This window comes from Mesorhizobium sp. M0208 (genome assembly GCF_040322015.1).
Taxonomy (GTDB): Bacteria; Pseudomonadota; Alphaproteobacteria; order Rhizobiales; family Rhizobiaceae; genus Mesorhizobium.
Genome location: NZ_JAMYSP010000050.1, coordinates 1 through 23483 on the forward strand (window position 1 = coordinate 1; position 23483 = coordinate 23483).

General features: G+C 61.2%; 19 protein-coding genes and 5 pseudogenes. 2 read left to right on the forward strand and 22 right to left on the reverse strand.

Going from position 1 to position 23483, the window contains the following annotated elements; translation table 11 throughout:
* Positions 1-18: 18 nt before the first annotated feature.
* Positions 19-644: pseudogene (locus tag NKJ17_RS30265) on the forward strand (transposase family protein); the annotation flags it as partial.
* A gap of 306 nt (positions 645-950) precedes the next feature.
* Here the strand turns inward: NKJ17_RS30265 and NKJ17_RS30270 are convergent.
* The 8 genes and pseudogenes from NKJ17_RS30270 to NKJ17_RS30305 all read right to left on the reverse strand — a co-directional run bounded on the left by NKJ17_RS30270 (position 951) and on the right by NKJ17_RS30305 (position 5619).
* Positions 951-1910: pseudogene (locus tag NKJ17_RS30270) on the reverse strand (1-aminocyclopropane-1-carboxylate deaminase).
* A 54-nt stretch (positions 1911-1964) separates the two neighbouring features.
* Positions 1965-2192, reverse strand: a pseudogene (locus NKJ17_RS30275) (integrase core domain-containing protein); the annotation flags it as partial.
* 10 nt (positions 2193-2202) lie between these two features.
* Positions 2203-2469 carry a transposase gene (locus NKJ17_RS30280; RefSeq protein WP_352691424.1) on the reverse strand — a complete coding sequence of 89 codons (267 nt, stop codon included), beginning with the start codon at positions 2467-2469 and terminating at the stop codon, positions 2203-2205.
* A gap of 509 nt (positions 2470-2978) precedes the next feature.
* Positions 2979-3203 (reverse strand): exopolysaccharide production repressor protein, encoded by a 225-nt coding sequence (locus NKJ17_RS30285; RefSeq protein WP_352691456.1) that lies wholly within the window; start codon positions 3201-3203, stop codon positions 2979-2981.
* A gap of 57 nt (positions 3204-3260) precedes the next feature.
* Positions 3261-3578 carry a ferredoxin III, nif-specific gene (fdxB, locus tag NKJ17_RS30290; protein WP_352691426.1) on the reverse strand — a complete coding sequence of 106 codons (318 nt, stop codon included), beginning with the start codon at positions 3576-3578 and terminating at the stop codon, positions 3261-3263.
* A complete protein-coding gene (locus tag NKJ17_RS30295) occupies positions 3575-3778 on the reverse strand; it encodes a CCE_0567 family metalloprotein (RefSeq protein ID WP_352691427.1) in 204 nt (67 codons plus the stop codon). The genes fdxB and NKJ17_RS30295 overlap by 4 nt, the downstream gene beginning before the upstream one ends.
* A gap of 25 nt (positions 3779-3803) precedes the next feature.
* Positions 3804-3966, reverse strand: a pseudogene (locus NKJ17_RS30300) (DUF269 domain-containing protein); the annotation flags it as partial.
* 339 nt (positions 3967-4305) lie between these two features.
* On the reverse strand, positions 4306-5619 hold the full coding sequence (locus NKJ17_RS30305) for a CapA family protein (protein ID WP_352691428.1): 1314 nt from the start codon (positions 5617-5619) through the stop codon (positions 4306-4308).
* A 315-nt stretch (positions 5620-5934) separates the two neighbouring features.
* On the opposite strand from NKJ17_RS30305, the gene NKJ17_RS30310 reads away from it, so the two are divergent.
* On the forward strand, positions 5935-6195 hold the full coding sequence (locus tag NKJ17_RS30310; RefSeq protein WP_352691429.1) for a hypothetical protein: 261 nt from the start codon (positions 5935-5937) through the stop codon (positions 6193-6195).
* 692 nt (positions 6196-6887) lie between these two features.
* On the opposite strand, the gene NKJ17_RS30315 is transcribed toward NKJ17_RS30310, so the two are convergent.
* The 14 genes and pseudogenes from NKJ17_RS30315 to NKJ17_RS30385 form a co-directional block, all read right to left on the reverse strand.
* Positions 6888-7775, reverse strand: a complete 888-nt coding sequence (locus tag NKJ17_RS30315) for a universal stress protein (protein ID WP_352691431.1) — start codon at positions 7773-7775, stop codon at positions 6888-6890.
* A 107-nt stretch (positions 7776-7882) separates the two neighbouring features.
* Positions 7883-8587: a response regulator transcription factor gene (locus NKJ17_RS30320; RefSeq protein ID WP_502906585.1), complete on the reverse strand. Its 705-nt coding sequence runs from the start codon at positions 8585-8587 to the stop codon at positions 7883-7885.
* Positions 8588-8695: 108 nt separating this feature from the next.
* Positions 8696-9175: a NifX-associated nitrogen fixation protein gene (locus NKJ17_RS30325; RefSeq protein ID WP_352691434.1), complete on the reverse strand. Its 480-nt coding sequence runs from the start codon at positions 9173-9175 to the stop codon at positions 8696-8698.
* Positions 9176-9191: 16 nt separating this feature from the next.
* A complete protein-coding gene (gene nifX / locus NKJ17_RS30330; protein ID WP_352691435.1) occupies positions 9192-9689 on the reverse strand; it encodes a nitrogen fixation protein NifX in 498 nt (165 codons plus the stop codon).
* A complete protein-coding gene (locus NKJ17_RS30335) occupies positions 9655-12534 on the reverse strand; it encodes a bifunctional nitrogenase iron-molybdenum cofactor biosynthesis protein NifEN (RefSeq protein ID WP_352691437.1) in 2880 nt (959 codons plus the stop codon). Before NKJ17_RS30335 ends, nifX begins: the two co-directional genes overlap by 35 nt.
* A 63-nt stretch (positions 12535-12597) precedes the next feature.
* Positions 12598-14139, reverse strand: a complete 1542-nt coding sequence (nifK, locus tag NKJ17_RS30340) for a nitrogenase molybdenum-iron protein subunit beta (protein ID WP_352691438.1) — start codon at positions 14137-14139, stop codon at positions 12598-12600.
* Positions 14140-14264: 125 nt separating this feature from the next.
* Positions 14265-15767: a nitrogenase molybdenum-iron protein alpha chain gene (gene nifD, locus NKJ17_RS30345; protein ID WP_352595736.1), complete on the reverse strand. Its 1503-nt coding sequence runs from the start codon at positions 15765-15767 to the stop codon at positions 14265-14267.
* Between the two features lie 99 nt (positions 15768-15866).
* A complete protein-coding gene (nifH, locus tag NKJ17_RS30350; RefSeq protein ID WP_023801970.1) occupies positions 15867-16760 on the reverse strand; it encodes a nitrogenase iron protein in 894 nt (297 codons plus the stop codon).
* Positions 16761-17243: 483 nt separating this feature from the next.
* On the reverse strand, positions 17244-18500 hold the full coding sequence (locus tag NKJ17_RS30355) for a type II toxin-antitoxin system HipA family toxin (protein WP_352691439.1): 1257 nt from the start codon (positions 18498-18500) through the stop codon (positions 17244-17246).
* On the reverse strand, positions 18475-18804 hold the full coding sequence (locus tag NKJ17_RS30360; protein ID WP_352691440.1) for a helix-turn-helix domain-containing protein: 330 nt from the start codon (positions 18802-18804) through the stop codon (positions 18475-18477). Before NKJ17_RS30360 ends, NKJ17_RS30355 begins: the two co-directional genes overlap by 26 nt.
* Positions 18805-19295: 491 nt before the next feature.
* Positions 19296-19487, reverse strand: a pseudogene (locus NKJ17_RS30365) (hypothetical protein); the annotation flags it as partial.
* Positions 19488-19802: 315 nt separating this feature from the next.
* Positions 19803-20852 (reverse strand): type 2 isopentenyl-diphosphate Delta-isomerase, encoded by a 1050-nt coding sequence (gene fni, locus NKJ17_RS30375; RefSeq protein ID WP_352691441.1) that lies wholly within the window; start codon positions 20850-20852, stop codon positions 19803-19805.
* Positions 20853-20937: 85 nt separating this feature from the next.
* Positions 20938-21840, reverse strand: coding sequence for a terpene synthase family protein (locus NKJ17_RS30380; RefSeq protein WP_352691442.1), 903 nt, complete (start codon positions 21838-21840; stop codon positions 20938-20940).
* Complete coding sequence (locus NKJ17_RS30385) at positions 21837-23387, reverse strand: hypothetical protein (protein ID WP_352691444.1); 1551 nt, start codon at positions 23385-23387, stop codon at positions 21837-21839. Before NKJ17_RS30385 ends, NKJ17_RS30380 begins: the two co-directional genes overlap by 4 nt.
* Positions 23388-23483 lie beyond the last annotated feature (96 nt).

The window sequence follows — 23483 nt, forward strand, 5'->3', positions numbered from 1 at the left end:
CGTGCCCACAAAATCTAACCCCGGGGGGTGGGGCCTTTTCTCCCCCCGGGGAGGGGCGGCGCGGCCCCCCCCCAACGCCACATCCCCGATACGAGGTTGATTACCGCGCAGGCGACGCTGGAGACAGCTCGGTGGCGGACGGTCAGTTGGCGGCGTGGCACCAAAGGTCGGCTCTCAGCACGCTTCGCCGCTGTCCGGGTTCGGGTCGCAGACGGGCCGCCCCAGCGGATCCACGACATGGGCGCAGCACCTGCCCGGCGAGGAGGTCGGGTCATTGGCGAGCATCGCTCAACTGGCGAGCGCAAAATATTATCTCTCCACCTTCCCGCCGAGACCTCGCTCAAGCAGCTCGCCGGCGCAATCAAGGCTCGTTGGGTCTACGAACAGGCCCATCAGCAACTGAAAGAGGAAGTTGGCCTCGACCACTTCGAGGGACGCTCATGGACAGGTCTTTACCGGCACGCATTGATGACCATGATCGGCTATGCCTCCCTCCAACCCCGCCGCCTCAAACAGGCCAAAGGGGAAATCCTCGGCCCTCCACCGCAGCCAAGCCTCCCGGCCATACGCCAGGCCATCCTCAACGCTCTCGCACAGCCGCCACCAACACGGTGTCCGCACTGCCGCAGATCCATATCAGCTAAAAATCTGCCAAAGTAGTGCTAGTCCCGCCACAACGTTCCGACTAGGTTTTCATGGCTGCCGCTAAGCTCGGGGAAGCCTGGCCAACGATGACGACCGTCCGGTCGGCTTCTCCAAGACTCGCGATCGACCTGTATGATCGCGCCCGTGTTGGAGGCGGGTGGAGAAGTACATGCTGCTCAGCTCGTCCTCCATTTGCCGACAAATCTGCGGCACAGCCGATCCAGGAAAGCTCCGATGATGACAGGTGACTAAGTGGTGTGTTGACCGTCAAGATGCCGGAGATGCTGGGCGACCACTACCGAGCGTCAGCCGTTGCGAAAGGTGTAGCCATAACCGTGAGCGCCGGCGCGCCGCCGAGATGCGCGTAGAGGACCCTCAATCCCTCCGAAAAGAAGCCTTCTGGACGAGTTCGATCACCCCCGCATCGATTTGCCCTCGTAGACGGGATCAGTAATCACACTCTCGAGTCGCGCACACAGGCGGGATGGCCTCCTTCGTTGCCTCGCACGGAATGCCATAACACGGGTACGCGTACCCCTCGAGCAACACCACGTCATCCTCGACGATTTCCGTGCTAAGCTCGACGAGCTTCGCAGTATCCCGGGCAATGTTTAGCTCCTGCGCCTTGGTTTGGGCGGGGTTACGAGGCATCGATACCGATCACGTTGCGCTGTCGACCGTCCTTGGCAAATCCGACGAGCATGCCGGCATGCGTTGAACCTGTGACCGTGCAAAGGATCATATAGTCGAAGGCAAACCCAAGCTGTTTCTCCTGGGCGCGCACCTCCTTCGCGAACCCGACGTACCCAAGGCCGCCATATTTGTGAACTGAGGCCCCGGCCGGTATCGCGTAGGCCTGCCGCCCCTTGACTTAACGTTATCGAGCGCCTGTTCCCAACTGAGGCGGATGCCGATGTCATAGCCCTCCTCGACCAGGCGCACCTCTGCTCCCATGATGCGGCTCAAGAGAATGTTGTCGACCCGGTCGTAGACGGCATCCTCACGTGGTACCCACTTCTCCTGAACCAGGAGACATTTCATGCCGATCTTGGCGGCGACCGCGGCAACCATCCGCGGGTGGGTGGACTGCACGCCGCCGACAGTGACAAGGGTATCGGCATTTGACGCGATCGCGTCGGGGATGATGTATTCGAGCTTGCGGAGTTTGTTTCCGCCGAACGCGAGACCGGAGTTGCAATCCTCGCGTTTGGCGTAGATTTCCACCTTCCCCCTAGATGCTTGCCGAGGCAGTCGAGCTTCTCGATGGACGTGGGTCCAAAGGTGAGCGGATTGGAGTGCGCCCCTCGGACCGGACACGGTCAAGCCGCAGTTTTGACCATCTGGCGGGCGTGTTGGTCCTCGAACTGTTGCGGGCTGAGATAGCCGAGCGCTGAGTGCAATCGGCGGGTGTTGTAAACCTCATCAATGAAGCGGGGAAGGTCCTCAGCGACGTCGGCGACGGTTTCGTAGGCCATCGGATAGACGGCTTCGACCTTCATCGTCTTCATGAAGCTTTCCGCTTTCGCATTATCGTAGGGATTGCCGCGGGTGCGCTTTTCAGAGCCCCTTTAGAAACTCAATTTCCAAGGCTTGCCGGCCTACCAGCCGCTCCAGCGCTGCGATCCACGCCTCATAGGTCTGCATCGTGTCGGCCGCCGCCAGGTCTTCGTCGAAGGAGCCGGCCTCGTATTTCTGAACCCAGATGCGGATCAGGTTACGCGGCAGTTCGTGCCGCTTGGCGAGACCATGCAGCGTCTCGCCGGACAGGAACTCCTGCACTACCTGACGTTTGAACTCGATGCTGTGCGTGCGATAAGTCACCATGGGCTTCCATCCTTCGAAAGCCCGGCTTCCAAGTCAATTCTGCTTGTTCATCCTGTCCGGTCCGAGGGGCGCACTCCAGATAGCGTTCGAACTTTTCCAGCATGTTCTCTCCGGCAACACGTTGATCGAGCTGAAATTGGCTTGCACGAGACGTTCTAAGGGGCGCGTTACATTTGAGGTTGGCTGCGTTCTCCGATGTTCCAGAAAAGGCCCATCATTATTTTCAGCACTTCGTTCGTCATTGAGACTAAGCAACCCAGCATGCCGGCGTGCTGCGATAGGCTGCCAATGCCTATCGAACCGAAAACTGCATCTCCCGGGATTAGAACGACCGGAATGCTGTCGCTTCCCACCGTACCAAGCATAGTATTCCTTGAACGATCCGCTCAATGTTCATGGTTGACTCCAAAGTGGCGCGAAGCTGAGCTCCGATCTGTCACCGCGCGTCAATGGAACAGCGATAAAGCCGCCCATCGGAACGAGCTGAGGCACGTGTGAAGATTCATCCCTCACCTCATCATAGTCTGACGGCTGGTATCCAACTTCCTTGCAACTATCGAAATGCTCAGCCCTTTGGCCAGCTCGGTATCGCAGCCAGACCGCCAGATCAGAACAAGCACGCTACCGAAATACGCCAGCTGAAGGAGCAGCGAACAAGCCAGCGTCGTGACGACTACTGTGCCGATGGAATGAGAAGCGAAGTAGACGGTCAGAGCGGTGCTGCACAGGACCATTCCCAGGACGCGACAAAAGATTCTAAAGGGCAACGCCGTTCTCCTTGTCTCCTCAGATCATGCTGAGACCTGGTCGGCCGCAACATGGGTCTGGCAGGTCTTCGGGCAGACGCGGGCGCAGGCTCCGCAGCCAATGCAACGGCCGGCATGATCGACGACCATGATCATGCGATTGAGCTCGCCATCGAAATCGTCATCCTCGTCGTCGCAGGCGCCCAGAATTTCACCCGCATCATCGACGCCGTAAAGATGCATGACCTCGCGCGAGCAGACCTTGAAACAGCGGCCGCAGCCGATGCAGGTCGTGCCATCAATAGCGGCAAGATATTCGGGCATCCATCCGGAGCCGTCGCGGGTGGTGAATGTGCTCGTCATCGTAACTTCTTCATTGCAGCGAGCTCTCTTTTGGCACCATCCAACTCGGCAAAAACGGCCGACGTTTCCTCGGCAACTTCCTCTATCTCCTTCCATTTGCCCGGGAGATCCTGTGCAAGGTCGCGCAACTTCATCTTGGCAACTGCCGCGCGCAGCTGAAGCTTTCGGACTTTCTTCCCCATCTCATCTAGCTTTGACATAGATCCTTCCTCGAAATCAGTTTCTTCACACCCCTGCCACCTCGGGATAGGCTTCAATGGCTGCAGTCGCACCGTCGACCAGTTTCGTACCGGCCTCCGCGGGCTTCCTGAACGTCTCGAAGCCGAACCGGTGGATGTCTCGACAGAGCGACCAACTGCCCGGCCGTGAAAAGCAATCGTCCGAAGCCCCAGCCTTCACTCAGTGTTGCTGACTCTCAACTCGCAAAGGCCGTGCCAGCGCGCTCAGCGCAGTAATCGCATGATTACGCTTTGAAAAACCTCGATTGCCAAGATGGCCGGTCGTATTGAACCCGACATGTTTCCGCCGCTGTCAGATTTTGGACACGCATCACCGCTTCGCGACGGCAGAAAAGCGTGGCCGGATGACTCAACATGCATTCGGGCCGAGGGACATCATGACTGCGTTGGCTACCGCCAGGCTCGTCATCATCATCCGCTTCACGCAACCGATCGGCTGCTATCCCGGCCGAAACCTCTGGCCTGCTGCCGGTTTCTCGGACACGCAGTTAGGCTAGTTCATTAGCGATCAGGCTATAGGCCTCCGCATTCATGCCTAGCTTTAGCTTAGTCCCAAACGGCCGGGAGAGGGCCGCGAACCGCTCGAGAATGATCGATGCCATTTCACCTGAAGCCAGTCTCGGCCTGCCTCGGCGATGGCGAGCTTCGCCGAGACCCAGCCATACTGGGTGGACAGTCAGCGAGACGAACTCATGATCTTGAAATTCGCAGATTGGTAATACCGTCTGCCAATATCGAGGATGTGCAGGAAATCCGATGCAGTCACTTTCGGTACGCTTTTGATAAAGCCCGCCGGGTGTAAGGTGTTCCTGTACCCGGAAGTAGTCGTACGAATCTGCTGGCAGACTCTGTACTAATTCATTCTGACCGACAAAATTTCCAACGGAATAAAATATCGGCTTCTTCTTATAGAACTCTAGTCCTCTCATAAGGTGTGGGCCATGACCTACAATAACATCCGCCCCGGCATCTATACATGAATAAGCAAACTTTGAAATAAATTCAGCAGGTTCATCTTCCGTCTTTCCCTGCTCATGCGCATGTATGCTCACCAATACTATGTCAGACATGCGTCGCGCCTCTTCGACCCATCGCAAGATATCGAAAAGATCCTGCGTGTTGGGCTTCTGGAGATGCCTGATCTGATCACCTGCCCGGAAATTCATCCCATTGAATGGAAAGGTGTCGACTGGCGCCTCGAAGCCAAAACCGAGATCGATATCGAGGCGCCGGAGCTGCTCAATCCCCAAATCCAGAGCGATGCTCTTTATTTGCTTGAGCTGCTCTGGCAAGACCTCATATATGCTTTCCACGCGAAGCGGATTCAGACCAGGCCTGCCTTGCATAGCCCTCGTCTGCCTACTTGCCTGCTGCCCTCTAGCGAAAGTCGAGGCACACGCAACCATTCCTACCGTTGCGGATGGCGTTGTGAGATAGGAAACCTGTCTAGCCTCCTCAAGATGCCGACCGCAACCGGCGTGACAAAGATGTCGGCGGTCTAGCTGATCAAGGGCATATTCGAGGCCGGAAATGCTGTAGTCCAAGCTATGATTGGTCGACGTGGCGAACATGTCAAAGCCGGCCTCCACCAACTCGTCGAGCACCCAGGCCGGTGCGCCGAAATGTGATCCTCCGCTGTCAAGCGCAGGATCACCCCGATAATCGTTGGGCAGGACTTCGAGATTGGTGAAGGCAGCATCGGCGTTGCGAACCATATCGAACAACGGAACCAGATCGGGGTCCGTGGTACTGTTCAGTCGCCTTTGGATGATGCTATCGCCGGTGAGGGCTAACGTTGTCATTCGAAGTGGTCCTTGTTTGATCTAGAGGATTAGAAGATCTGCCGTTGTCCGCCTTCGGAAACGGATCGCCAGGTTCTCTGAGGATCTGCGCGTCCCTGCTGATCCTCGCGATTATGGAAACAGGCACAGCGATCCTGCTTGACACTCGCCCGAGCAACATGCTGGACGTACGTGTTTTCAGATGTCCGGTGTGATCTCGATTGATATCAAACACCTCACCATTTGGGTCAAGTGAAACATGTTCGTGCTCATTTTTGCGATTATTTAACAATCGGCCCGCCGTCATTCGGCCCGAGGGACGGGGCCGATGCCATCATGACTGCGTTGGCTGCCGCCAGGCTCGTCATCATCGTCCGCTTCACGCCACCTGGCTTGAGCTTCTTGCCGTTCCTGTTCCCTCAGGCGGTAGCGGATCTCGCGGTTTGCGATTGCAAGGGGCCGCTCCATCCGAGCGCCGCCTGTGCCCTGCCCTCCCGCATTGCGATTGAATTCCTGGCTGGCACATGGGAGTTCTTCACGACGAAGCCGGTCCAGCTACGGCTCGCCACGATCATCATCGTCAGAAGGCCGGGATGAGTGCCTGCATGTGCCGGCCGATGAATTCTGAGAGATCCTTGCTTTGTGACGATATTTTCTATGTTCCCTGTGACCAGAAGCTACACGGAGCGCTGGTCGCGAATGTAAGCATGGTCGGAATGTTCAGTCCAAAGAGGAACTCGGTCGCCAGGCGGATCCTACCAACCCACTGAACCGCTGAAGACGCGGCCGTCCCCGCCGCTAACCCGACTGCCATCCGAGATGATGACAACGTGATTGATGCCATCGATTCCCGCCGACTCCGACAAGAGCACGACCGTTCAGACTCGAAGTTGGGCCTCGGCCATGGCACGGTCATCGCGTTGTCAGCTCCCGGCCAAAGTTGAGGAGATCGTAATAGCCCGCATACGATTCCGCGACGGATCCGAACTCGGCCTGCCGCGTTGAAACGACTCTCTTTGACCTGACGCCGACCTTTGAAGCCCTGGTTTTGTTCGTATCAAAGAGCGCCTGTACCTCTGCCCGGCCGTTGGTCTCCGCGTTACGGATAGTCTCGGGCGAGCAGCCCCCCTGAGCGCGCGTTAGACGTCCGGGACGCGGCTAGGGCGCTCGCAGATTGGCACCGAAGAGCTTCGCGAAACTTGCGCGTTCGCCGCGACCTTTCTCCGACTTGGCACAGGTGCCCCAGGGGAGTAGAGCTTCGAACAGCATCGGTGCTACTTCAAAGCCCGTCAACGAGCCAAAAACAGCGGCAATGGCGGCTTCAGAACTATCCATCTCCTCACGCCACCGAAGAGCCGCTCGCGCAGCCGGCGACTGCCATAAGCGCCCATGACTATCATGTTGGCAGACGTGTCGATTGCGTGCTGCGCGAGCACAGTGGCCACGGGTTTGCCGGCGCTCGCCAGCCGGTCAACCAACACCCGAGCACCGTGCCGAGTGAGATAGGCAGCGATGTCGGCTCCCGGCTCGGCGCCGTTTCCGGTGCAGGTCGCCTCCGGATCGACTAGTGCGACACGAACTTCCTCAGCACCGGCTAGCAGATCCAGCGCTTCCCGAACCGAACGGGACGCCTCGACTCGAGAATCCCAGCCGACCAGCACGCGCCGTGGAGACAGAGTCGCCTCAGCGCCCTCCGGCACGACAAGCACCGGCCTTCCCGTATCGAACAGGCTGCCGTTGATAACAAGGGATCCGAGGTTAATGTCGTTGAGAAGTGCGGGGCCGACGATTGTCAGGTCGTTGCAGAGCGCCCGCTGTCGCACCGCGTCACCGACGCTGGCCTGATCGCAGTAGTGGGTGTCGACGTCATAGCAAAGCCGCATGGCTCTCAGCTGTTTCTGAATTTCCCTGGATGTTTTTTCCAGACTGGCCGTGTCCTGTGAAAATCTCTCGATTTGCCTGTACCGTTTTTCCAGTGCGGCAATGGCGTGTGCGCGATTTCTAGGCCACTCGGGGATGCCATCGCCCAGCGGCGGAGGCGACATAACGAGCCGCGGAGGCGACATAATCAGTACGGAAAGGTACGCGCCGACCTCGGCACACAAGCCGGCAGCTGTTTTGACGTCCTGATCGGAGTGGTCGGCTCCCGTCACACTGAGCACGCTTTTGAAGGCCATCTGACTGCTTCTTTTTAGAGTATGTCGTAGCTGTAGGCGCGTTTCGAAGCCGCAAGACTTGCCCCCAGCAAGACGGAGATCGGGGTGGCACTACACCCGTTCGCTATTCAGTCGTCCGGCTTCTCGAGCGAATAGCCAGCAGACCTGACGGTACGAATGACGCTGCCGGGCGAGGCCGTCTTCAGCGCCTTTCTGATCCGGCTGACATGGACGTCGACGGTCCGTGCACCGATGTGGATATTGTCCGGCCAGGCCGCGTCGATCAGCTCGTCTCGGCTGAAGACCTTGCCGGGATTCTCAAGCAAATGCCGCAGCAGGTTGAACTCGATCGGTCCGAGATGGATGTCGTGGCCATTGCCGCGAACTCGGTGGGCATCGAGCTTCATCTCAAGGCTGCCGCAGCAGAGCCAGCTGCCGTTTTCGATCCCGTTTGAACCCGGCTTCGGCAGCGCCAGCTTCGTCCGTAGACAGTCGAGCAGCTTGGCCGGCGCGAAGGGCCGCACAAAGCTCTCGTCAATACCTGCCTTCAAGAGATCGAGGTGCTGGTTCTCGGCGCCGGGCGCGATCAGCGCAATTACGGGCAGGCCGCCGGTCCGGGGCTCCCCCTTGAACCGGGCGCAGATTGTGGAGCCTGTCGCGCTTGCTGGCCCGCAGTCCAGCACTACCGCCTGGAGCTCCCGTTCATCGGCCAATGCAAGTGCTTCCTTCACGCCGCCTGCCGGCTCACTCGTGAAGCCGTCCACCCCCAGAATGTGGCTGAGGAACAGATACAACTCCGCATCTTGCGAACAGATCAGGACCAGTGGCTTCATCGGCGCTACCCCAAGAACCACATCGGCCTCGACAGCCTCGATTGAGAGGGCTGGCCATCGCATGTCCTCAAGGCCTGACATGATCCCCTTGATCGAAAATCGGTTCCATCACGCCCGCGCCACCTCCGGATGAGCCTCAATGGCTGCGGTCGCATCGCCGGCCAGTTTGGTACCGGCCGCGGCGAGTTTCCAGAACGTCTCGAAGCCGAACCGGTGGACGTCGCGCAGGGTCTTCGACAGAACGACCAACCGCCCGGCCGTGAGAAGCACGCGCCCAAAGCCCTCATGGCTCATCTCCATCATCGGCGATGCCATCAGGCCGGAGCGCTCCTCGATCGCAAGCCCGACGGCGGCGTAAAAAATCTCGAGCCTCCACAGCACGTCCGGATCGGGATCGCCGATGATCGGGATCGCACGGCGCTGTTCCCTGGTGATGATGAAGTCGCCCAGCAGCTCGGCGTCCGATTTGCCTTCCCAAGATCCGTGGGAATCATGGGCCCGGACCAGCCGCACGAGGCATTTGACGAACGGGGTGGCAAGGCCCGCCTCGTCTTCGGCGACAGCAGTGCTAACGACGGCGTCAGACATTTCGCCACTCCTCATTTCAGTCCTCGTCCTCGAAGGACGGTTTCCGTACGGCGACACCTGCCTGCGCCAGCACCTTGCGCAGCCAAGGGGGAGGACACGTCCTAAGCATCATCTGCGTGCGCAACAGCACCTCTTGGATGGTTTGGGGGTGCGGCACTTTGATCGGATGAATTTTTGCCGAAACAACCTTGGCTGCCGAAGGTCCGCCGATCGCCAGACAAAACAGCAAATGACAGCCCTTCAGCGCCTCCACCTTCGGGCTGATACGATCGTCGCCCTCAGTTCGGTGCTTCCCGCTCTCGTCGGAAACGTCATCGAAGGCCACGGCCTCGACGAGATTCCACTCCTCGCGCGTCACGTCGTAGACAGCAAAGCGCCTGGCCGACCCGAAATGGGCGTTGAGGTTCTTCATGTCCTGCGTGGCGATCGCCACGCGCAATGCGCCGGCTTGGCGTTCCGGCCTCGGTGCGTGAACCTCGTCAGTGACGAGCGAGAGGCGACGAACGGAGCTCATCTGGCATTTCTCGCGTACGGAGTGGATCAAGCGCCTCAGGCGTCGGCGCGTGCCGGTTGGCTTCAAAAATGTTGGCGACCTCGAAGATCAGGTCGCGGGTCCCCTGGTAGAGGATTGTGAGCTTGTGCTGGCTGCCGAGCCGGTCGAAGATCGGGAAGCCGACCCGCATGAGCGGAATGCCGAGGCGCTGCGCCGCCTGGCGGCCGTGGGAATGGGTGACGAGAAGATCAGCGCCGGCGCCAAGAGCTTCCAAATCGCCGAGATCGCCGATTTGAACCGACTGCGCCGGTACTTTCTCCAAAATTTTCGACATGTCGGTCGTGGTGACCGCCGCCGCGATTTCGGAGCCCATTCCGATGAAGAAGCTCGCGAGTTGGTAGAGTTGGTCTGGTTCAGCAGCGATCGCAATTTTCTTGCCTCCAAAGTGGAAATGTCCGTCGAGCAACGCGTCCTGCAACTGCGCCCGGCGACGGCGCACCCCAGCCGGCGCCGCCGCGCCCGAAACCGCGGACAGCAGCGAGACGAACCGGTCGGCGTCCTTCAATCCAGTCAGCGACCGGAACAGCACGTAAGGCACGCCGGTCAACCTCTGCAGCAGCTCGGCCGGGCGGCGCATATGCTCACCGATGACGATGCATTGCTCGGCCGTGCCAAGCTCACGGATATCCTCGACACTGGTGCCGCCATAGGTGGTCGTGACCCAGCGGTCGGGCACCGTACCATCGAGTGAGCCGGAGACATCCGGCAGAACCACGGGCTTCAGTCCAAAGCTTTCAACCATCTCACGCAAATGCTCGATATCAGCCACAGTGAGGTTCCAGCCAGGCAGGATCACGATCTTCTTCGACTGCCGCGCCTGCTCGCCGGGCCCCGTAATCCTTTCGATCATCGCGGTGACAGCCTTGGCCCAGCCCTCTTCGATCGCGCCGTCGAAATCCGGTGTGTTGGCTAGCACCACCTCCGTACCCGCGAGTTCTTCCGTGCGCTTCAGCCTGATATTGGCGATATCTCCTGCGCAGTCTTCGCCACGGGTTTCCACCAGCGCCGTCGTGCAGACCCCGATCAGCGTTGGCTTTGTGCGGGCCTTGAGGTTGAGGATCGCCTCTTCCAGATGGTCTGCCCCGCCGAGGATCGTCGCCACCTCGTCCATCGCCGTTGTCTGCAAGGGGATGGCTTCCTTGAAATGCCGCACGAAGAGCACGAGGGCGAAGCTGGTGCAGCCTTGGCTGCCGTGGAACAACGGCATCGCGCCGTCGACGCCAAGAAAGGCCAAGGCGGCACCCAGCGGCTGCGATGACTTCAGCGGATTGACCGCCGCCGCTTTGGTCTGGGGAAGGATGCGGACCATCGCTTCCTCAACACTCGCCGAGATCGTCGGCCGTCGTGCCGGCGAATTCCTGGACAGCATGCAAGGTCGCGATCTCGCTTTTCGTGCGCGGCAGTTCCTCCTCACCGCAGGCTGGCAATCCCATGGTGCCGGCTCCCGCACCTGGCGCCAGATCGGGTTATGAATGGCGAGGTCGATCTGGCGTACGAGTTCCACCATGCCGTCATAGCCGGCGTAAGGATGTTGGCGCTCCTGGTTGATATCGAGCCAGGGTGTCTTGGCCTTCAGGGCGATGAACTGCGTGCGCCCGCCCGACAGCATGATATCGGCCTTGTGTTCTGAGAGCATGGCGTAAAGCTCGCGCGGCGCCATCTGCTCGAACATGTGATTGTCGTCCTTGAGGATCTGCTTGATGCGCTCCTTGTCTTCGACGGTCGACTTCTTGACAGAGGTGCCGACGATCTCGATGCCGATCTCCATCAGCGCATGGACGACCGACCAGGACTTCACACCGCCGGTGTTGAGCAGCACGCGCTTGCCTTCGAGCCTCGGCCGGTAGGCCGCGAGCTTCTTCCAAGCGATCGCCTCCTCATCCGCAATCAATGCCTCGGTGCGGCCGAGGATCTCCGGATCGGCACCCTTCTTCACGAGCAGCTGAGAGATCTGTCGGAGCGCTTCCGAGGTGTCGGTGATGCCGTAGAAGGAGCCCTCGAAGAACGGAATATCCCAGCGCTGCTCCATCTTGCGGGCGAGATTGATGAGCGCGGTCGAGCACACCATCATAGCCGCCCGGGCGCGGTGCGCGGAGGCAATGTCGAGGTAACGCGCGTCGCCCGGAATGCAGGCGCGCACCCGGATGCCGAGCCGATCCAGCAGCGGCTTCACCAGCCAAAATTCGCCCGAGAGGTTGAATTCTCCAAGAATGTTGATGTCGTAAGGGCCGGCATCGTCGGGCTCCACCGTGCCGATGACATGCTCGAGCAACGCCTCGCCGGCAAGCTTGTTGCCGAGATTCTTGGAGCCGACGAAACCCGGCGCATTGACCGGCACCACCGGTAGGCCGAACTTTTCCGCAGCGCGCTTGCAGACTGCCTCGATGTCGTCGCCGATCAGCGCCGTCACGCAGGTCGGATAGACGAAGATAGCCGGCGGCCCATACGCTTCCTTGATCTCGCGGATCGCTTTGAAGAGCTTCCGCTCGCCCTGCCCCATCACAACATCGAGTTCGGTGAGGTCGGTCGTGAAGCTCGTGCGCCACAGCGTTGGCCCGGACGAAGCCGCACCGCGGTTGTCCCAGGAATTGCCCTCGCAGGCGAGCGGCGCATGGATGAGGTGTGCAACGTCGGTGATCGGCTGCAGCACGATCTTGGCGCCATCGAAAGCACAGCCGCCGGCCGCCGCCCCGGGGGTCAATGGCTTCGAACAGCCCTTTTTCCGCGCCTTGGCATCCTTGCCGCGGTTCTTCTCGCAGGCAGGCTCGTCGAAGACATCCTGGATTTTGGCTCTGAGCGAGGACATTGCGTCGGTCTCCAAAGTCCCTCGAGAAGACGACCGGCCTCACCGAAGAGCCGGCCGCCACGCTTAGCGGGTGAGGTCATACGAATAGTCCGTCACGCCCGTCTCGCTTGTCTCGCGATCGAGCTTGTCGAAGATCTTGTCGAGGATCGTCGTCAGGACGCGCAACCCGCCTTGGTAGCCCATAAGCGCAAAGCGATGGTGATGGTGGCGGTCGAAGATCGGAAACGTCAGCCGGATCAGCGGCGTGCCGGTGTCGCGCTCCAGATACTTGCCATAGGAGTTGCCGATCAGCAGGTCCACCGGCTCGGTGAAGAGCAGCGAGCGCATCGCCCAGAGGTCCTTGCCCGCCCAGACTTGAGCATCCTTGCCGAAGGGCGATGATGCAAGCAGTTCCTTCAACTCCGCTTCCCATGCCGAGGTGCCGTTGGTGGCGAGGCAATGGGTCGGCTCGCCGCCCGTCTCCATGATGAAGCGGGCCATGGCGTAGACGAAGTCCGGATCACCGTAGATGGCGTATTTCTTACCGTGCAGCCAGGATTGGCTGTCCGCCATGGCATCAACAAGTCGGCCGCGCTCCAGGCGGATTGCCTCGGGGATTTGCTTGCCGGAAATCGCGGAGACCTCCATCAGGAAGTCGTCGGTCGCCTGGACGCCGAGAGGGTAGTGGAACGAGGCCGTCGCCTGCCCGACCACCTCGCAATACTCCAGGGTTTTTCGGGTGTTGTAATGTTGTAGCGAAAGTGTCGCCTCCGCGTTGAGTGCCTTTCTCACGTCTTCGATCTTGGTGCCGCCGTCGTACATGCGGTATTCGCCGTCCGACGGCGTGTCGAACTGGTCAGAGGCGTCTTGGATTAAGGTATAGGACACGCCTATCAGATCGAGCAGGCGCTTGAGTTCCCGGTTGTTGCCAACGCAAAAGCCGTCGAAACCCGGAATGATGTTGATCGCTCCCTCGGCTTCCGTGCGCTCCTCGCCTTTCCAGAAGTGCTCCAAAATGCCCTTGACCGTTACGTCATAGCCGTCGACATGACTACCGACGAAGGCCGGCGTGTGGGCGAAGGGCACGTCGAAGTCGCGCGGGACCGAGCCTTCGTCCTTGGCGTTCTCGATGAAGCTGTGCAGGTCGTCGCCAATGACCTCGGCCATACAAGTGGTCGAGACGGCGATCATCTTCGGGTCGTAGAGTTGGTACGTGTTGGCGAGCCCGTCAACCATGTTCTTCAGGCCACCGAACACTGCCGCGTCCTCGGTCATCGAGGAGGAAACTGCCGAAGCAGGCTCCTTGAAATGGCGCGACAGGTGCGAGCGGTAATAGGCCACGCAGCCCTGGCTGCCGTGGACGAAGGACATGGTTCGCTCGAAGCCTGCGGCCGCGAACACCGCGCCGAGCGGCTGGCAGGCCTTGGCGGGGTTCACGACAAGCGCTTCGCGAGCAAGGTTCTTTTCGCGGTATTCCCACGTCTTGGTGAATTCGCGTTGGTCGGTAACGACCTGGTCCGCGTGCCGACATTCGAAATTCAGCCTCTTCTCGGCGAGCATCTGCCTGTATTCCGGCTCGCGGAACAGGGGAGCGTGGTCGAGAACTTTTTCAGCCGACTGCGGCATGGGCGGTTACCTCTTTCCATCTGGCCCGCATACGGCGGCACCGGGACGTCGAAACGTTTCAGGTCTCCCGCGGACAAAGCGCCACAGGCGTTCAACGGCCTCCCGGCTTCCGGGAGGCCAGGTTTTCATTCGGCTGCGATCGCCGCCGACGGCTCAGCTTTTTTCTTCCAGGGGGCGTCGTAGAGGTTCCAGACTGGGTTGTTGATGGCCAGATCCATGTCGCGGGCGAAGATCGCGAAGCCGTCGTAGCCGTGATACGGGCCGGAATAATCCCAGGAATGCATTTGACGGAACGGTATGCCCATCTTCTGGACCGGGTACTTTTCTTTGATGCCGGAGCCAACGAGATCAGGACGGATCCCCTCGATGAACTTCTCCAGCTCGTAACCAGTCACGTCGTCATAGATCAGCGTGCCCTTCTTCACGTAATGGCCGGTACGCTGATAGTCGTCGTTATGGCCAAATTCATAGCCAGTGCCGACGATCACCATGCCCAGATCCTCATATGCCGTGACGACGTGACGGGGGCGCAGCCCGCCGACATAGAGCATCACCGTCCTGCCTTCGAGGCGCGGCCGGTATTTGGCGATGACGGCATCGACCAGCGGCCGGTATTTGGCGATGACCGCCTCGGCCTTGGCCTCGATTTCCGGCCCGAAATGCTTGGCTATCTTGCGCAGAGAGGCTTCGGTCTGGGAGGGGCCGAAGAAATTATACTCCATCCAGTCGATGCCATACTTTTCCTCCATGTGCCGGCAGATGTAGTTCATCGACCTGTAGCAATGGATGAGATTGAGCTTGGCCTTCGGCGCGCGCTCTATTTCGGCCAGCGTAGCGTCGCCCGACCAGTTGCCGACCACGCGCAGGCCCATCTCCTCGAGCAGGATGCGCGAAGCCCAGGCGTCGCCGCCGATATTGTAGTCGCCGATCACATTGACATCGTACGGGCCGGCCTCGAACTCGATGTCCTTCTTTTCGAAGACCCAGTCGCGGATCGCATCGTTGGCGATGTGGTGGCCGAGGGATTGCGATACGCCGCGGAAGCCCTCGCAGCGCACCGGCACGATCGTTTTTTCGTGCTCCTTGGCCTTGTTGCGGGACACCGCTTCGGTGTCGTCGCCAATCAGGCCGATCGGGCATTCGGATTGCACAGTCATGCCCTTGTTCAGCGGAAACAGTTCCTCGATCTCGTCGATGATCCGTTCCAGCTTCTTGTCGCCACCAAAAACAATGTCCTTCTCCTGGAAATCGGAGGTGAACTGCATCGTGACGAAGGTGTCGATGCCGGTCGTGCCGACGTAATAGTTGCGGCGTTGCGACCAGGAATATTGCCCGCACCCGACCGGACCGTGCGAGATATGGACCATATCCTTGACTGGACCCCACACCACGCCTTTCGAGCCGGCATAGGCGCAGCCGCGAATCGTCATCACTCCGGGGATGGACTTGATGTTCGATTTGACCTCGCATTCGGAAAGGCCCTCGCTTTCCTCGCCAGCCTCGTCGCCGCTCTTTGCGACGCTGAGGTGCTTTTTGCGGCGCTTCGCCGCCTTGTCAGGATATTGCGACAGCACCTCCTCGATAAGCTTCGCATGGAGGGCGCCGTCATTCTCGTATTCCAGGCTCATGGGACCCCTTTCAAGGTTCAGGGTGACGCCTCACCAACGAGGCGCCGTTCTTTGAAAGGCGCGCCAGGTCAAGGCCGCGCCTCGTGTCGGCAGCGGTCGTTACTGTGCGGCCGCCTTCGCCGCTTCCTTGACCTGAAGCTCGGCAAGCATCTGCTCGTCAGTCTTCATGATGCCGAAGTCGAGCAGCATGTCCTCGAGCTCCTCCATGGTGATCGGGGTTGGGATGGTGCCCTGGCCCGAATTGGCATGGATCTTCTCGGCCAGCGCCCGGTATTCCCCGGCCTGCTTGGAGTCCGGCGCATATTGAATGACAGACATCTTCCTGAGTTCGGCGTGCTGGACGATGTTATCGCGCGGCACGAAGTGGATGAGCTTGGAATTGAGCCTGGAAGCCAGCGCTTCGGCGAGGTCGAGCTCGCGATCGGTTTGGCGCTCGTTGCAGATCAGGCCGCCGAGCCGCACGCCGCCCGAATGGGCGTATTTCAGGATGCCCTTGGCGATGTTGTTGGCGGCATAGAGCGCCATCATCTCGCCGGACATGACGATATAGATTTCCTGGGCCTTGTTCTCGCGGATCGGCATCGCGAAACCGCCGCACACCACATCCCCGAGCACGTCGTAGGAGACATAGTCGACATCGTCGTAGGCACCGTTCTCCTCGAGGAAGTTGATCGAGGTGATCACGCCGCGGCCGGCGCAGCCGACACCCGGCTCGGGGCCGCCCGACTCCACGCATTTGATGCCTTTGTAGCCGACCTTGAGCACGTCCGCGAGTTCCAGGTCTTCCACCGAACCTTCCTCTGCCGCGAGGTGCAGGACCGTATCCTGCGCCTTCGCGTTCAGGATCAGGCGGGTGGAGTCGGCTTTGGGGTCGCAGCCGACGATGAGGATTCTCTGCCCGAGGTCGACAAGGGCGGCGAGCGTATTTTGGGAGGTGGTGGACTTGCCGATGCCGCCCTTGCCGTAAAAGGCGATCTGACGCAAACCTGACATGTAGCTTTCCTTCCTTCGTTCCATTCATCGCGGCTGCCGCGACATGAATGCCGGTCGGGCAGCTGTCGCCGCCTCGCACCCAAGGATCTCAAGACTCGTGCCAATTTGGCTGATCGGAACCGAAGAATAATTTCATGGTTGCTTTTCAGGGATTTAGCTTGAGGCCAAAGAAAGGATCGTCGGAATAAGCCGTGTAGCGGACCCGACAATGGCGACACAAAGCGTCGGATCGCGATCCTCAGTCACCGCATTCGTTCGAACGCATCGTTGTGTTGAGGTGGGCGAACAGCATCTCGACCCTCTAGCGTTAATTGCGGGATGCTGCGAACTCTTCTGTTCCGGGGAATGACGTGCTTGGTCTCGCGTGTCCTCATCGACACTGCGCGGAATCTTGCGCGCCACGCTGGCATACCATCGATCCACGGCCATCCCGGGGCCACGGCCGGATAATTCCGCCATATCACCAACCCAAGGGGACTCGGCTCACTTATCGGCGCAGGAGTTCAGTATCGGCGTCATCGCCTTCACATGTTCGTCGATCCGCTCGAGCACTTTCGCTGCGACAACTTCGCGCTCAGGCAGATGCCACCAGTGCTCGTTGACGAGTTCGACCGTCTCGACCACTGCCTTCAGGACTGCCGGCTCCGGAAGCCTTGCACGGTTCGCAAATGCTTTCCATCGCGGTGCTGCTAGCGCCTTGAACGAGCGCTCCCCTCCAAGCGAAAGCGCCATGGCGTCGGCGGGAATATATGGCACGGTCGACAGAACGTCGTAGATTGGTGCAAGCACCGGCTTGTCGCCGTTACCGGGATAAATCAAAGACCAGTTCTTCAGGTGCATGTCGCCATTGCCGGTGATGACCGTCAGCACCAGGCGGCGGACGAATTCGAGAGCCGCCGTAGGCGAGACGGCCACGCCAAGGGCCACGGCTATGTCGTGATAAGCGGCCCCCTCATATTTGCGCGAGGGATAGACACCGAAGACCTGAGCGAAATCCTCGATGTGTATCCTCTCGCCATCGGCGCCGCGATCGAAGCGTTTGACGAGAAGTACCTTGCCCTCCGACAGCGTGTTGAATTCTTCGGGAACGCCCTCAAAATCGGACTTCTCGACCAGTTCGCATTCAGGAACCTCCATGCCGATTGCTGCAGCCAGCGCCAGGTTGGCGAATTCGTTCTCGGAAACGCCCGGAAAGGCCGTCGAAGGGAACTTGGCGATGTACCGGCCCTGCTCGTCGTCTATCGGCAAGGTCAGGCCGACGCCTTTTCCAGTGTTCTTCATGACCGACAGCTTCATCTGCACGCCGGCAAGTGAGAACCGTGCCTTGGGCTTATCCTTTGAAGCATCCTGCGAAACCGCTATCGCGCCGTCACTGGGCAACGCCCGTACGGCTCCCGGCAGATCGGCGCCCAGCGCCGCTAAAAGATCGAAATCATTGCCTGGCCGCACATTGCCTTCGTGGTGCTTTTCCATCGCCTCGCGCAATTTCTCCTCCGGCAGGAGGTTCGCGAAGAAAGCGGGCAAGGCGCCCGCCAGAGGCTTCGGATCTTTCCGCAATCCTCCCGTCGCTGCCCGGAACGACAGGCTGAAAACCGGAAAGCCGCCCGTCGCGCGGTAGGCCTCATCGAAGTTGAATGCATTGAAATCGCCCGGCGTCCTAACGATTGTGCCGACCTTCAGTGCGTTCAAGAGCACGTCCAGCGACGGGATTGTCTTAGCTGCGCGAAAAACTGGAGCCATGATCGTCATCGTCAGGTTGAGGAACAAAGGCGGGTCGATCGTCATCATCATTCGGACGCAATAGAGCCTGGACAGCCGGCACCATGACTTGCGGAACCATCATCATTTCCAGACCGAGTGCGCGAGCGATATTCATGAGCGTCGTCGCACGCGCCGCTGCGGCTCCCTTTTCGATGTCGCGATAGCGGGGACGGGTTATACCCGCCAAATCAGCGACCTGCTCCTGCGTCATGGCAGCGGCCAGCCTCGTCTGCCTGAAAAGCCGACCGATTTCGCGCAGAATTTGCGATTCAGAGTCCGTCATGATACCTATACGATCTATTCCAATGCGCGATGATACGCAAAGGTATCTCATTCCAGCGAGCAAGTCAAAAATCTATGATCTGTTTGCGTATCATATATATAGATAATGATATGCAAACAGATCAATCCTTCATTGAGGATCTCCGAGCCTTTAGCGCGGCACAGCGAATGGCGTTCCTCCAAGAACAGCTGCTACGGCCACCGCCCACCGGGGTTCTACCGAATGGGCCCGGTGCGTACGTTCGCTGCGAAAACGGCCAACTGAAAGAACATTCAGCGAACGGCTATTTTGGCCTCGGCGCCGATGCGCCCGACGGTGGCCCTATAAACGCGAAAGAGAGGAGCGATTTCAGCTGCCGGACGGCCTTCATTAACATGCCGATGATTTCGGAGCGCTGATAGGGCTTTAGTTTCGGACGGCGTCCATCCTTTCGCCCGCGTTCGCGGGCTGCCTGTAACCGGGGCTCCGTGGGCATTCTACAATAATACCCGCTAAGGGAATTCGAAATTGTTTGGATTGAAGCGGTTAGCGCGGATCGGCCTGAAGCGTTCGAGGGGTCGGTCAATTTCGTTCCAGAGATAGTCTCCGGTGAGTGCGATATGAGCCCAAGGAAGCGGTGCGACCTGGGAGAGCAAATCGGCGGGAATATCAATGCCCTGGCTGCGGACATAATCGACAGCGCGGCTGAGATAGACGGCAAAGCGCGTAGGCTATTGGAGGCCCGTTCAGTTCTGGCTGTCGGAAAAGCGCCCGAAGCCGGTTGCGAAGTTCGCCCTTGATCTCCGCCGCCCGGACCTGCACGAGCATATGCGCACCGTGAAGTGACCAGCGCATCTGCTGCTTCTTGACCATACGTTTCCCGACGACTGAGTTCACCGCCGACTCGGCGAGAGTGGTGGCGACGGCGAAGCCCAGCCCGGTAGCGCTTTCCATAGTTAACGCGACTTTCTGACTCAGTAAGACTAGGCGCCCGCCGCCACGTGCGGGCGACGCCGGCATTAACCGGCGGGCAGATGCGCCGAGGGCAACAAGCGCGCCTGACGCAACGCCGCCAGATCAGCCGAGCCGGTGCAGAAGCAGGCGACGGCCAACTGGCGGATGACGATCTCGAAATGCGCGACAACCGCCTCGGTGGATACCCTAGCCGCGCGCAGCACGCCGGCTGCCTGCCCGGCGATGTCCGCGCCCAGGCGGATGGCCTTGGCCACGTCGACGCCGTCGCGGACCCCGCCCGACGCGATCAGCTTCACCCTTGGCAGCGCCCGACGTACCGCCTGCACGCTGGCCGGGGTCGGAATCCCCCAATCGGCGAACGCCATCGCCACTGCACGGTCGGCGGCATCGCGGGCGCGCTCGCCCTCCACCGCGGCCCAACTGGTGCCGCCGGCGCCGGCGACATCAATCACCACCACGCCCGCCTCGACGAGCGCACAGGCCACCGAAGCAGACAGGCCCGACCCCACTTCCTTGGCCACGATCGGCACGCCCACGCTGCGCGCAGCGCGAGCGATCTGCGCCAGGACGCCGCGCCAGTCGCGGTCGCCCTCCGGCTGTACCGCTTCCTGCAGCGGATTGAGATGGACGATGAGTCCATCGGCCTCCAGCGCATCCACCGCCCGGCGCGCGAGGTCCAGGCCGTCGGCCTCGCGCAGTTGCGCGGCGCCGATATTGGCCAGCAAGGGAATGTCTGGGGCCAGGCGGCGCAGCGCGCGCGTCAGCCCCTGGGAGTTGCGGGATTGCAGGCTCACGCGCTGCGAACCGACGCACATGGCGATCCCCAAGGCTTGCGCTGCCTCGCTCAGATGCCGGTTGATGGCCTCGGCGCGTGGCATGCCGCCGGTCATGGAGCTGATCAGCAGCGGCGCGCGCATAGTCTTGCCCAGCAGCGAGGCGCGCAGGTCGATCTGCGTCAGGTTCAACTCGGGCAATGCGCAGTGTTCGAAACGGATGTACTCCCAGCCGGCGGCGGCCTTGGCCGGCGCCGTTCGCCGATCCAGCACGATGTCCAGGTGGTCGTCCTTGCGCCGGCTCAGGTTGGTGTCGCTCATGCTCGCTCGATCCGTCGCATCGGGCGACGGCGTTGCGTCGGATCGGACCGACGGCAGCGCGCGCACGCCGCCGCCTCCCGCGCGTTCAGGCCGGCGCACGCGGGCTTCCCCCCGCAGCGTCGCTGCGGTAGCGGCTGGTCGAGGTCTGGTAGTACTGCGCGCGGATGGCCGCCATGGCCTCGATCAACGGTCCCCACGGCGCGGGAAAGCGTTCTTCCGCCATCACCCGGTGCAGCATGCGCATATGGCCGGCCAGCTCGTCGTTGAGAAACTCCCCCGCAGGCATAGCCGGATAGCGCTGCAGCAGCAGGATTGCCGCGTTGTCGGCCTCGCCGGCCGACCTGTCCTTGTCGCGTCCATGCAGATCGTTCTGCAGGCGCCCTATCGCGGAGATGAGCCGCAGAACCTGGCGGAACGCCGGACGCGCGCGCAAGGTCGCCATGTCCAGCCCCCACAGCAACGACAGGCAACAGAACACGTTCACGTAGGCGATCGAATCGATGCCGTTGTGCAGGTACTCGGCGTAGGACCAGCGTTCCGCCCCTGCCGCCTGGGCCTGTCCGGCGCGCAGCGCCGCGCAGTAGCACCGGGTATCATCGAGAAGCTGAGCATAGTCGCGACGATCGTAGGCGAGCGCGGCCAGCGAAGCGCGCAGCACAGCGCAGCCTTCGAATCCGGGGAGCGCGCACGGCCCGCCCTGCCCCAGCGCCTGCTCCACCGCGGCGAGCTGCTCCGGCGCGATCAGGCCAAGGTCGTTGCAATCGTCGAGCCAGAACAGCAGCGCCAGTTCGCGATAGAACGCCACGATCAGCGTTTCGTCCTGCGGATCGCGGCCGGTGCGGGCGCTGGTGTTGCGCAGGCTCGGGTGGATGCGCTGCAGGATGTACTGGCCGCCCCTGACCGCTTCCACGGCATGCTCGTGGGCGAACCCGGTCAGGGAACGCCCCCACTCCAGCACCTGCTGCAGCGCGCGTTCGGTCTGGATCATGGCGCCGCTCCTGCTCCCTCGGCCAGGACGCGCCGCCCCCAACGAAGCGCCAGCCACAACCCGGCGAGTTCGGCCACGCGCACCACCCGGGTGGGGCAATACAGTTGCTTGCCGATCCACAGCGGCGTCTGCGGCAATGCATGCGCCGCATGGCGGGCGAGCATCCACTCCAGCGCACGCGCCACCGCCTGCGCGATGCGCCGGCGCCCTGTCGGCTCTTCCCTCCCGTCCATCACGTGCAACGCAAACAGCGCATAGGCGGTTTCCTCGAATGTGGACGCGCGACCGGCGCCCCAGCCGCCGTCGTCGCGCTGCGCCTGCAGCAGCGCCGCCAGCGCGCGCTCGTCGCGCCACTGGGGCTTGCCTTGCGCCAGCGCAGCGACCGCATGCGCGGTGGGATACAGCCACGAAACGTGCCATTTTTCGTTGTCCCATAGACCGTGCGGGTTGCGATTGGCCTCGACGTAGGCGCTGGTGCCGGCGGCGGGCTTTCCCAACATTCGCAACGCATGCAGGGCATGGATGTTGGTCGACACCGAGGCATTGCGCTCGCCGGGGAAGGTGACGAACAGCTCGCCGATTTCGAAATGGCGCAACGAATCGACCGCCGGGTCGCGGCCTGCAAGGCGCAGGACGCACATCGCAACGGCGGTGTCGTCCGCATCGGCCGCGAAGTGCAAGGCCGGGCCCAGACCGCGCACGCCCAGGCGGGCGTCGAGCTGCGCGACGATCATTTGCACCGCCTCGGCGAGCGCGGGATGCGCGAACAGACCGGCCAGATGCAGGGTGTACAGCGACCAGCATGGCTCGAACACATTGATCGGCCAGACGTTGGGAACGACACCTTCGATGCCGCTGCGCGTCGCCCGCGATGCCGCCAGCAGATACGCGTCGGCGCGCCCGACATGCGTCGTGTTCCCCTGTGTCACGGCGTGCGCACGCCACGCGGCGGTGGCCGCCGGACTGATGCCGATGCTGCCGTCGTCATCCGGGCATGCGGTGGTCGGCGACGTCCCCCAGGCTTCCCAGGAGTGCAGCAACGGATGGCCGCTCGGCAACGTCCCCACCGCCCCCAGCTTGACCAGGCACGCTTGCCGCAACGGCAACAGCGCCGGGTGGCGCGGAAACGCCACCCCGCCCAGCAAGGATACGGCCTCGCCGCACAACTGCGGCAGGATCAGCTCCGCGCCGAGCGGCGCGTCTTCCGGCACCGCATGCGCGTAGGGATCGGGCTGGCGCTCGAGGAACCGGGTTGCAGCCTGGACTGCGTCGGCGGCGCCGGGAAGAGGATCGGCACGCTGCAATGCCAGCAACGCCGCCCACGTGGGCGCATGGCGGAACAGCGGGAAGTCCGCACTTCCCCATCCGCCATCGGCCTGTTGCTGCGCGATGAGCCACGCGTACGCGTCCTGCCGACCGGTGGCGTTGCCGTGGAACTGGAGAGCTCGCGCCGTGTCGTAGACGGACGGACCGACGCTGCCGCCCTCGCTCATCTCGCTCAGCAGGTGGCGCAATTCGGAAAGGATCTGTTCGGACAGCGCGTTCACGCGGGATGTTCCTTCTGCAGACGGTTGACGAGAACCAGGATCGGCAGACGCCGCGCACATCGCCGCGGACTCGGGCACAGTGCAGCATGCACCGCT